The organism is Streptomyces mesophilus, from assembly GCF_011044995.1.
Classification (GTDB): Bacteria; Actinomycetota; Actinomycetes; order Streptomycetales; family Streptomycetaceae; genus Streptomyces; species Streptomyces mesophilus.
This window is the reverse complement of record NZ_JAAKZW010000090.1, coordinates 1-9,832: the sequence shown is the minus strand read 5'-3', so window position 1 is coordinate 9,832 and position 9,832 is coordinate 1. Positions and strand designations below refer to the sequence as shown.

Annotated in this window: 11 protein-coding genes; 8 read left to right on the top strand and 3 right to left on the bottom strand. The window is 70.8% G+C overall.

Annotated elements, in window-relative coordinates; genetic code table 11:
• Nucleotides 1-8 precede the first annotated feature (8 nt).
• Nucleotides 9-509 carry an amino acid kinase family protein gene (locus G6045_RS21170; protein ID WP_235968137.1) on the top strand — a complete coding sequence of 167 codons (501 nt, stop codon included), beginning with the start codon at nucleotides 9-11 and terminating at the stop codon, nucleotides 507-509.
• 78 nt (nucleotides 510-587) lie between these two features.
• Here the strand turns inward: G6045_RS21170 and G6045_RS21165 are convergent, their stop codons facing one another.
• A complete protein-coding gene (locus G6045_RS21165) occupies nucleotides 588-1,838 on the bottom strand; it encodes a TolB-like translocation protein (protein WP_165333610.1) in 1,251 nt (416 codons plus the stop codon).
• A gap of 161 nt (nucleotides 1,839-1,999) precedes the next feature.
• Nucleotides 2,000-2,926 (bottom strand): LysR family transcriptional regulator, encoded by a 927-nt coding sequence (locus G6045_RS21160; protein WP_165333609.1) that lies wholly within the window; start codon nucleotides 2,924-2,926, stop codon nucleotides 2,000-2,002.
• 70 nt (nucleotides 2,927-2,996) lie between these two features.
• Between G6045_RS21160 and G6045_RS21155 the strand changes: the two genes are divergently transcribed.
• Together G6045_RS21155 and G6045_RS21150 are read left to right on the top strand one after the other, a co-directional pair.
• The gene (locus G6045_RS21155) at nucleotides 2,997-3,929 is read left to right on the top strand and encodes an NAD-dependent epimerase/dehydratase family protein (RefSeq protein ID WP_165333608.1); all 933 of its coding nucleotides are present in this window, start codon (nucleotides 2,997-2,999) and stop codon (nucleotides 3,927-3,929) included.
• A gap of 70 nt (nucleotides 3,930-3,999) precedes the next feature.
• Entirely contained in the window at nucleotides 4,000-4,875 is an 876-nt protein-coding gene (locus tag G6045_RS21150) for an aldo/keto reductase (RefSeq protein WP_165333607.1), read from the top strand.
• On the opposite strand, the gene G6045_RS21145 is transcribed toward G6045_RS21150, so the two are convergent.
• Nucleotides 4,838-6,037, bottom strand: coding sequence for an MFS transporter (locus G6045_RS21145; RefSeq protein WP_328707845.1), 1,200 nt, complete (start codon nucleotides 6,035-6,037; stop codon nucleotides 4,838-4,840). The genes G6045_RS21150 and G6045_RS21145 overlap by 38 nt on opposite strands.
• Before the next feature lie 268 nt (nucleotides 6,038-6,305).
• Between G6045_RS21145 and G6045_RS21140 the strand changes: the two genes are divergently transcribed.
• The 5 genes from G6045_RS21140 to G6045_RS21120 all read left to right on the top strand — a co-directional run bounded on the left by G6045_RS21140 (nucleotide 6,306) and on the right by G6045_RS21120 (nucleotide 9,818).
• On the top strand, nucleotides 6,306-7,016 hold the full coding sequence (locus tag G6045_RS21140; RefSeq protein WP_165333605.1) for a heparin lyase I family protein: 711 nt from the start codon (nucleotides 6,306-6,308) through the stop codon (nucleotides 7,014-7,016).
• Between the two features lie 54 nt (nucleotides 7,017-7,070).
• Nucleotides 7,071-8,354, top strand: coding sequence for a Gfo/Idh/MocA family protein (locus G6045_RS21135; RefSeq protein WP_165333604.1), 1,284 nt, complete (start codon nucleotides 7,071-7,073; stop codon nucleotides 8,352-8,354).
• A 190-nt stretch (nucleotides 8,355-8,544) separates the two neighbouring features.
• Nucleotides 8,545-8,937, top strand: a complete 393-nt coding sequence (locus G6045_RS21130; RefSeq protein WP_165333603.1) for a hypothetical protein — start codon at nucleotides 8,545-8,547, stop codon at nucleotides 8,935-8,937.
• A 12-nt stretch (nucleotides 8,938-8,949) separates the two neighbouring features.
• On the top strand, nucleotides 8,950-9,438 hold the full coding sequence (locus G6045_RS21125) for a hypothetical protein (RefSeq protein ID WP_165333602.1): 489 nt from the start codon (nucleotides 8,950-8,952) through the stop codon (nucleotides 9,436-9,438).
• Nucleotides 9,435-9,818 carry a peptidase inhibitor family I36 protein gene (locus tag G6045_RS21120; RefSeq protein WP_165333601.1) on the top strand — a complete coding sequence of 128 codons (384 nt, stop codon included), beginning with the start codon at nucleotides 9,435-9,437 and terminating at the stop codon, nucleotides 9,816-9,818. Before G6045_RS21125 ends, G6045_RS21120 begins: the two co-directional genes overlap by 4 nt.
• Nucleotides 9,819-9,832 lie beyond the last annotated feature (14 nt).

The following is a 9,832-nucleotide window of genomic DNA, read 5'->3' as shown; positions in this document are numbered from 1 at the left end:
GAGTCGCCATGACCACAGGGACCGAGGAACAGGTGGAGTCACAGACCGGATCGGACCGGCCGGCTCCTGATGAGCCGGCTGCGGCGCGTCGCAGCCTTGCCGACCGGCCGGGCATTGTGGCGGCCGTGGTGGTCCTGGCCCTGTGCGCCGGGCTCGTCCTCTACAGCGTGCTGCGGGGCGAGGAGAGCGATCCGCCCCGCAAGGTGCCGACCGCCGCGGTGACGTACGAGGTCACGGGCGAAGGCACGGTCGAGATCACCTACCAGGGCGCGAGCGAGAAGGGCACGGCCGAGACGGTCACCCGGGCCGAGCTGCCGTGGCGCAAGGAGATCAGGGTGCCGCTCGGCCGGGCGCCGGTCGTCTCCGTCGTCCTCGGCGCGAAGGGCGGTCAGGCGAAGTGCGCCCTCGCGATCAAGGGCCGCCATGTGCAGAGCGCCACGGCGGACGGCGCGTACGGGCGGACGAACTGCACGGGGGTGCTGCCGTCTCCCGCGCCGAGCGCGGGCTGAGCGGGCGCGGACTGAGCGGGCGCGGACTGAGCGGGCGCGGACTGAGCAGGTCGCGCCCAGCCCGCGCTCGCGATCAGCTCAGCGCAGCCGCAACCGGAAGACGTCGTCCGCCGCGTTGGTGTCCCCGGGCACGAAGTCCGTGGCCGCGGAGCTGAACACCACGCTGCCGTCCTTCGTGAACGCGGCGTGCCCGATGTCCCCGTGCTCGGCACCCTCGGTGCTCACCGGGACGAGCAGACTCGACGGACCCGTACCGTTCACCTCCCGCACCCTGATCCCGCCGTCGCGCCACGTCCGGTACGCGACGTACCGGCCGTCGGGGCTGATCGCGGCCGGGCTCCGGGTGTAGAAGTCGGCCTCGCCGCCGTGGTCGCTGTGCACGCGGGTCGAGGTGCCGGTGCGGAGGTCACGCACGAAGGCATTCCAGCTCTTGTCGTCGTCGCCGGGCACGATGTGGTCGTCGGCCGACTCGAAGGCCACATACCGGCCGTTGCCACTGATGACCGGGTCCGTCGACTCGCGCTTCATCGGGGTGCCGTCGTGGCTGACGTCCGCCCGGGTCAAGGTGCCGGTCTCTAGGTCACGCACATAGACCTGGGCCCAGTCGTCACCGCGCGGCCCGTTCGTGTAGTTGTACTGGTACGCCACGAAACGCCCGTCGTCGCTGATGGTCGGGTTCAGGGCGGCGCGCGGCTGCCAGTCCGGACGGTCGTGGCTGACCCGCTCGGTGACGTTCTCGCGCAGGTCGCGTACGTAGATCCGGCCGCCCTCGTCCACCGTGGGCTCGGGCGGATAGGCGGCGGTGAACGCGACATGGCGTCCGTCGGCGCTGATCGCGAAGTCCGAGACGGACGCGCCCTGGTAGCCCTCGGGAATCTCGACGTCGACGCGCTCGGGCCGGGAGGTGTCGCCGATGCGGTGGACGAAGTGCCCGGATTCCCCGTCCACTTGACCCTCGAAGAGAACGTGCCGTCCGTCGCCGCTGAGCGTGGCGGTGAGGTCGGCGCCTGCGGGCACGCCGGGGATGGCGAGCCGCCGTACGGTGCCGTTGGCGAGGTTCTTCAGGAACCAGGGCAGGCCGGCCGTGGGCGTACCCGTCTCGATATTGCCGGCCGTCGAGCGGAACAGGGTGGTCCGCCCGTCCCTGCTGACGGATGCGGCACCGCTCCCGGCGTTCGCCTGTGTGCCGCTCTTGGCGGTGCTGATCCGTGTGTACGACGGCTGCCGCTGGTCGTCGTCGGCGGCGGCGATCGGTGCGGTGAGCGCGGCCGTCGTGCCGAGTGCGATGGTCAGCGCGGTCATGGCGACCGTGCGCGTTGCGATGGGCATGCTTCCCCCGAAGCCCTCGATGGTCTTGATGGTCTTGACGTCCCCCGGCCCTGCGCCGAGGGCTCAATTCGATGCAAACCCACCATAGGTCACGGGTCAATACGCTCCTTTACGTACAACCCAGGCGGCTGCTCGTGCGTCCACGCGTCCCTTGTGGTGACTCACTTCCCGTACGGAACAGGCCTGTTCGGCATCGTGTCGGCCTGTTCCCGCAGCGCCTCGATCAGCGTCTGGGCCTGTGCGTGGCGGCGGCCGCGAAGTGTGGCGACGCCCAGGTGCCGGGTGGGCGCGGGCGGTCTGAGCGGGACGGTGCGGACGCCGGGGACCTTGGGCGTGAGGGCGATCGACGGGATCAGTGAGATGCCGAGTCCCGCGGCGACCAGGGAGCGGGCGAAGAAGTAGTCGGTGGTGGTGCTGCGGACGTCCGGGTCGAAGCCGGCCTGTTCCGCGTGCCGGCGCAGGAAGCCCGCCGTCTTGAGGCAGCCGAGGACCCAGGGTTCGGCGGCCAGTTCGCCGAGGTCGAGCTCCTCGCGCCCGGCCAGCGGATGGCGCCGCGGCAGCACCACATGCAGCGGGTCCTCGAGGAGCGGACGCCAGGACAGCCGGTCCTTCGACCCCGACCAGCCGGGCAGCGGACCGTCGAACTCGTAGGCCAGGGCCAGGTCGACGGCGCCCTGGCGGACCAGCGGCAGACTGTCCTCGGGCTCGGCCTCCCGTACGTGCACCACCGTGCCGGGGTGGTCGGCCGCGAGCCGGGCCAGCGCGCCGGGCAGCAGCAGCCGGCCGCCGCTGCTGAAGGTGGCGACGGTGAGCTGGGTGCGCCCGGTCTCCAGGCGGTCGATCTGCTGCCGGGCGTGGGCGAGTTCCGCGGTGACGGACTCGGCGGCGCCGACCATGATCCGGCCGGCCGGGGTCAGGGTGACGCCCCGGGTGCTGCGGGACACGACCTCCGTACCGAGACTGCGCTCCAGGGCGGCGATGTGCTGCGAGACGGCCGAGGGGGTGAGCCGCAGCTCGGTCGCCGCCCGGTTGAAACTGCCGTGTTCCGCCACTGCCCGCAGGACGCGGAGCCGCTGCACATCGATCAACAGTTTTCCTTAATACGAATTCATCAAGTGGCCACTTCTGCTGGTGACTGTAGAGGCCCACGATAAGGCCATGCAAAGAATCTGTGTGATCGGCGGAAGCCGGTACTTCGGCAAGCTCCTGGTCGAGCGCCTGCGGGCGGCCGGGCATCAGGTGACCGTGATCAACCGTGGTTCCACCGTGCCGCCCGCGGGAGTTGAGCACTTGGCGGCCGACCGGGACGACGAGGCCGCGCTCGTCGCGGCACTCGGCGCGCGCACCTTCGACGTGGTCGTCGACCAGGTCTGCTACACGCCGGTACAGGCCGCGATCGCGGCCCGTGTGTTCCGCGACCGGGCCCGGCGCTATGTGATGACCTCCACGATCGAGGTGTACGACCCGGCGACCGCCGACCTGCCCGTCCCGGACCAGGGGGTCCCCGTGTCCGAAGCGGCCGTGGACCCGGCGTCGTGGCGGGTCCGTGCGGACCTGCCGTGGCACGACGACGCGTATCTGGAGACGCACTACGCCGAGGGCAAGCGGCAGGCGGAGGCGGTGTTCACCCAGGACGGCGGGTACGCGTTCATGAGCGTGCGCAGCGCGCACGTACTCGGCGGCGGCGCCCTGGAGTTCACCGGCCGGCTGGCCCACTACGTCGACCGCGTGCTCGGGGACCGGCCGGTCGCGGTGCACGCCGATCCGCTGCCGACCGCCTTCGTCCACTACGCCGAGCTGGCGGCGCTGCTGCACTGGGCGGCCACCGGGACCGACGTCACCGGTCCGCTCAACGCGTGCTCGGGCGACGCGCTCGACGTGTACGGACTGGTCGACGTGATCGCCTCCCGTACCGGCCGCACACCCGCGTACGAGACCGTCGCAGCCGGGCAGGAGGCCTCACCCTTCTCCTTCGACCGGCACTACGCGATGAGCAACGCCCGCGCCGAGAAGGCGGGCTTCATCTTCTCCCGTACGCGGGACTGGCTGCCGCAGGCGGTCGACGAAGCCCTCGCAGTACACGGCCACTGACCTGCCCGCCCCTGCCCTGCCCATCCCTGCCCTGCCCGCAGACACAGACACTCCCGGAGGAACAACCACCGTGCAGTACCGCCGCACAGGAAGCACGCGCGTCAGCGCCATCGGCCTCGGCGCCATGCCGCTCTCCATCGAGGGCCGGCCCGACGAGGCGCGCGCCGTCGCGACGGTGCACGCGGCCCTCGACGCCGGGGTCACGCTGATCGACACGGCCGACAGCTACCACTGGCACGCCGGCGAGAGCGGCCACAACGAGCTCCTGATCGCCCGCGCCCTCGCGAGCTATCCGGGCGACACCTCCGCCGTGCTCGTCGCGACCAAGGGCGGGCGCGGGCGCCCGGGCGACGGCAGCTGGACCGTGAACGGTGCGCCCGGCCATCTCAAGCGCGCCGCCCAGGACTCGGCGCGGCGCCTGGGCGTCGAGGCGATCGGCCTGTATCAGCTGCACAAGCCGGACCCGGCGGTCCCGTGGGCCGAATCCGTGGGCGCGCTGCGCGAGTTGCTCGACGCCGGCACGATCCGCGCGGCCGGGATCTCCAATGTCACCACCGAGCAGATCCGCTCGGCCCACGCCGTGCTCGGCGACGGACTCGTCTCGGTGCAGAACCAGTACTCCCCCGCCGTGCGCGACAGCGAGGCGGAGCTCCGGCTGAGCGCCGAGCTCGGTCTTGCCTTCCTGCCCTGGAGCCCGCTGGGCGGCATCGCCCGCAGCGCCCTCGACGGCCCGTCGGGCACCACCTCGGCCGGTACGGCGTTCCACCGGGTCGCGGCCGCGCGCGAGGTGAGCCCGCACCAGGTGGCGCTGGCGTGGCTGCTGTCCCGGTCTCCCGCCGTGATCCCGCTGCCGGGCGCGAGCCGGCCGGAGTCGATCCGTGACTCGGCGGCGGCGGCGGAACTGCGGCTCAGCTCTGGGGAGTTGGCTCTGCTCGACGCGGCCTGAGCCCGGTGAGCGTGCCCGTCAGGGCGACGGCCACGACCGCGAGACCGACGAGCAGGCAGGTGGTCGTCACGCCCAGTCCTGCCGCGGCCGCCGTGACCACACCCGCGCCGAGCGGGCCGAGTGCGGTGTGGATGGTCCAGAACGAGGAGGTGACCCGGCCGAGCAGATGGCTCGGGGTGACCTCCTGGCGCAGCGACATGGAACTGATGCCGGCGATGCCCGTGCACATCATCGTGAGCAGCATCAGCGCGCCGACCAGCGGAACGCTGTCGACGAGGCCGATCGTCGCGATGGACAGCCCGGCGAGGACGACCCCGCTGATCCAGACCACACCGAACGCGAGTCGCTTGCGGATCCGGGCCACGACGGCCGCGGCGATGAACGAGCCGACGGTGCCGGCCGTCAGGACGTAGCCGACCGTGGTGTCGGGGCGGTCCAGTTGGTGCTTGATCAGGAAGATCACCAGGTCGGTCAGGCCGTACGTCAGGAAGGTGAAGAGCGAGAGCAGCAGCGTCAGGGGGCGGAGCATGGGGTGGGCCCAGAGGAATTTCGCTCCGGCCAGGAACTCCTCGCGCACTCCGCCGCGTTGGGCCTTCTCCCCCTCCGTCCTGGGCTCGGCGTCGTCCCGCCGGGGCCGGGAGTCGAAGCGGACGAAGAGAATGCCCAGCGCGGAGACCGCGAAGGTCGCCGCGTCGATTCCGATCGCGGCGGCAGGACCCGCGGCCGAGGCCACGAAGCCCGCGAGCGCGGGTCCCGCGACACCCGCGGCGGCATAGGTGGCGAACAGATGCCCGTTGGCCTTGGTGATCTGGTCGCGCCCGACCAAGGACGGCACGACGGTCACATACGTGACCTGGAAGAGCATCGAGAAACAGCCCGCGACCGGAACGATCGCATAGATCAGCCAGATCGGTTCGCCGCGCAGCCAGGCCAGCGGAATCAGCAGATAGAGCAGACAGCGCGCCCCGTCGGCGAGCATCAGCAGTCGTCTGCGGTCGAAGCGGTCGGCGACCACGCCCGCGAAGAGACCCATCACGATGGACGCGATGCCGGTGAGCGCGGTGACCAGGCCCATCTGCAGCACCGAGCCCGTGGTGTGCAGCACCAGGAGGGGCAGGGCGACATACGAGAAGGAGTCACCGAGCGCGGAGAGGGTCTGCACGCCGAGAAACGTGCGGTACGCCGGGTTCCGCCACAGTCCGGGGGTTTCGCCGCCTTCTCCGTCGGCCGGTTTCTTACGGGTTCCGGATATGTCCTCTGACGGCACGCAGGCCCCTCCTGGCTTTCTTTCGATCGAAACGCTCAATTCCGTTTGCTGTATTGAGCGTTCAATCATCTCGCTGTTAGATGGCGCTCGCCCGTCGCCCCCTCCGCCCCACCGGGACGGGCAGCGATGAGTTCCTCCCACCTCTCGCCGAAGGAGCCTACGTATGCGCACGCGTCTCGGCACCGCACTTTTGGCCGCCGCATCGGCCCTGACCCTGCTCGCCTCCTCGCCCGCCCACGCCTCCGTCATCTGGGACGGGGACGCCTCCGGCGGCACCGGAGTCTTCTCGTCGATCCTGTGCGACTCCCCCGGCAGCGTCGTCGCCCAGGACAACAACGACGGCCGCGGCCAGGTCTTCAAGTTCAACAAGCCGCTCGGCCTCGAGCGTTGCGAGGCGCACGGCATCACCGTGGGCGGCTCGCGGTACACGTTCAAGAACAACTCGACGTACTACATCGGCTGGGACACCTCCACCAACACCCCCGACGCCGGCACGATCTTCCAGTGGAAGTCGTACGGGACCAACGACCAGCACCAGCAGAACTACCCCGTCCTGATGAAGGTCGAGGGCGGGGTGCTCAAGCTGTTCCACATCAAGGTCGGCGAGGTCTGGACGCTCGCCTGGTCCACGCCCGTCGAGACCAGTACGTACAAGCGCGTCGTGCTCGGCATCCACACCTCGACCGACGCGTCGAGCGGCTGGGTCGAGGCGTACTACAACGGCACCAAGGTGGCCTCCTTCAGCGGCCGCACCTGGGACGACCTCGGCAACGACACCCGCTTCGGCACGTACGGCAACGAGGTCACCGACAAGCGGGTCATCAACTGGATCGACGGCCTCAAGGTCGGCACCAGCTACGCGGACGTGGACTAGCGACGCGGACGACCAACGACGCGGACGACCAGCGACAGAGAGTGGGACCAGCACATGACCAGCGCGCAGCCCGCCGTACGCCCGGTGACCCTGCTCGTCATAGGCGCGGGTGACCGGGGAACGGGCCATGCCCGCTGGGCCCTCGACCACCCCGGCCGGGCGCGCGTCGTCGCCGTCGCCGAGCCGCGCGCGGTACGCCGCGAGCGGTTCGCGGCGGCGCACGGCATCGCGGACGCGGACGCGGTCGACGACTGGCAGCAGCTCGCCGCCCGTCCGAAGATGGCGGACGCCGTGCTGATCTGCACGACGGACCGGATGCATGTGGAGCCGGCCGCGGCCTTCACCGCGCTCGGCTACCACATCATGCTGGAGAAGCCGATGGCCCTGGACGAGGAGTCCTGCCGCGGGATCGTCGACGCGGTGGAGCGGACCGGGGTGATGCTGGCCATCGGCCATGTGCTGCGCTACACGCCGTACACGAAGGCCCTCAAGGAGATCGTCGACTCGGGTCGGCTCGGCGCGGTGATGAGCGTGCAGCATCTGGAGCCGGTGGGGTTCTGGCATCAGGCGCATTCGTTCGTACGGGGCAACTGGCGGCGCGCGGACGAGTCCACGTCGATGCTGATGGCGAAGTCCTGCCATGACCTCGACTGGTTGCAGTACGTCATCGGGCGCCCTCCGGAGCGGGTGTCGAGCTTCGGCTCGCTGACGCATTTCACGGCGGCCCACCGGCCCGAGGGCGCGGCGGACCGCTGCATCGGCTGCGAGGTCGAGGCCTCCTGCCCGTACTCGGCCGTGAAGTTGTACGGCGGGATGCTGGAGCGCGGTGAGCACGCGTGGCCGCTCGGCGTGGTGGTCGACGACTTCACGCCCGAGGCGCTCCAACTCGCCCTCGCCGAGGGCCCGTACGGGCGCTGCGTCTACGCCTGCGACAACGACGTGGTCGATCACCAGGTCGTCTCGCTCGAATACTCGGGCGGCGTCACCGCGGTGTTCACCATGACCGCCTTCGCTCAGGCCGGTCACCGCAGCACCCGGATCTTCGGTACGCACGGGGAGCTGATCGGGGACGGACGCACCCTGACCGTGCGGGAGTTCGCCTCCGGCCGCGAGGAAGTGACCGACACCGCCGCGGCCGGCGACATGAGCGCGGCCGGTGGTCACGGCGGCGGGGACGTGGGCCTGATGGACGCGTTCGTCGCGGCGGTGGCGAGCGGTGACCCCACGCTGATCCGCTCCGGCCCGCGCGACTCGCTCACCAGCCACCTCACGGTGCTTGCGGCCGAACGCGCCCGGCTGGCGGGGACGGTGGAACGGGTGCCGGGGCCCGGTCGCTGAACCACCGCGGTCCGGCCGTGCGCCTCGCGTACGCCGGACCGTCTTTTCGTTGTCGTACGGGAAGGAAGTGCCGGCAGGGACGGCTGCGGTGTGACTGTTCACCGGCCCGGGTGAGACGGGGCTTGGCACGGCTGTGAGCTGGGGAGTTGACGCTCTGCCCAGTCATCGACCAGTTGTCCAGGGGGAACCCGTGCGAGTCCGTACCGCAGTGTCCGTCGTGGCCGCCGCCGCCTTCGTCCTCGGCCCGACCACCATCGCCCCGGCCCAGGCCGGCCAACAGCCCGCACGGATCGAGGGCCAGGTCTGCTTCTGGGCCGAGCCGAACATGATGGGCCCGGGCGGCGGGTGGTGTTACTCCGGCACCGGCTACGCCGACGTGCCCCAACGTATCCACGACCACGCAGGCTCATTCGAATCGCGCAGCAACGACAGCGTGTTCGCCATCGACCACCCCCGTTGGGGCGGCTGCGTGGCCCGCGAGATCCGCGGGCGCGACTACAACATGAACTGGATGGCGAACAACGACTTCGGCAACAAGATCGACGGTGTCTCGCACGAGAAGGGGAACTGTCAGTCGGGCTGACGGGCACCGGAGATGACTTCCCCGCGCACCACCATCGCGGCCCTGCTCGCCGCCGTGTGCCTGCTGTCCGGCTGCGGCACCCAGCGCCAGGCCCTACCGCTGAGCCCCGACGACACCGTACGGGCCGCCCAACTCGTCCTCACCGACCGGTGTCTGCACCGTCAGGGTCTGACGCCGCCGAGACCCGACCGCAGTCCGCCGCCCGCGGCCGAGCGGCGGCGTGTGGTGCGTGCGCTGTTCGGGGCGGGCCGCACGGAACTGCGGGTGCGGCTGCCGAACGGCTATGTCGTGCGCCGCCACACCGACGGCTGCCTGGCCGCGGCACAGCAGCGGCTGTACGGGGACCAGCCGCGGTGGTTCAAGGTCTCGACGACCGTCGACAACCTCAAGTCCAAGGCCCCTCGCGGCGATCGCGCCGCCTACGCGGAGCTGCGCTCCCTGGCCGTGCGCAACGCACGTGCCGTCCTCTCCTCCACTTTCGCGAAGGGAACAACCCCATGAAACACGCTGTCACCCTGCTCGCCGCCGTGCTGCTCGCGGCCGGCAGCGCGCTCGCCACCTCGTCGACCGCCTCGGCCGCGGACTGCCCCAGCGGCGATTTCTGCGCCTGGACGGCCGCCGAGTTCGGCGGCCAGCGCGCCAACTGGTCCGGCGACGACAACTGGTGGGAGGGGAACATCGCGGACCAGGACTCGTCCTGGGCCAACCACGGCCTCTCGGGCCCGGGTGTCAAGGACCACGTCCAGGTGTACGAGGACGCCAACACCCCGATCGAGGACCCCGACGCCATGACCATCTGTCTGCGCCCGGGCGACGAGGTCGGCTACAACGCGACGGCCAACGACCGCGGCGACTCCCACACCTGGGCCATGGGCTGCTGACCCCCCACCCAAAC

What these genes read in the sequence shown, in the direction of transcription:
- G6045_RS21170 (WP_235968137.1), top strand. Translation starts at nt 9, where the DNA reads ATGACCACAGGGACCGAGGAACAGGTGGAGTCACAGACCGGATCGGAC.
- G6045_RS21165 (WP_165333610.1), bottom strand. Translation starts at nt 1,838, where the DNA reads ATGCCCATCGCAACGCGCACGGTCGCCATGACCGCGCTGACCATCGCA.
- G6045_RS21155 (WP_165333608.1), top strand. Translation starts at nt 2,997, where the DNA reads ATGCAAAGAATCTGTGTGATCGGCGGAAGCCGGTACTTCGGCAAGCTC.
- G6045_RS21140 (WP_165333605.1), top strand. Translation starts at nt 6,306, where the DNA reads ATGCGCACGCGTCTCGGCACCGCACTTTTGGCCGCCGCATCGGCCCTG.
- G6045_RS21135 (WP_165333604.1), top strand. Translation starts at nt 7,071, where the DNA reads ATGACCAGCGCGCAGCCCGCCGTACGCCCGGTGACCCTGCTCGTCATA.
- G6045_RS21125 (WP_165333602.1), top strand. Translation starts at nt 8,950, where the DNA reads ATGACTTCCCCGCGCACCACCATCGCGGCCCTGCTCGCCGCCGTGTGC.
- G6045_RS21120 (WP_165333601.1), top strand. Translation starts at nt 9,435, where the DNA reads ATGAAACACGCTGTCACCCTGCTCGCCGCCGTGCTGCTCGCGGCCGGC.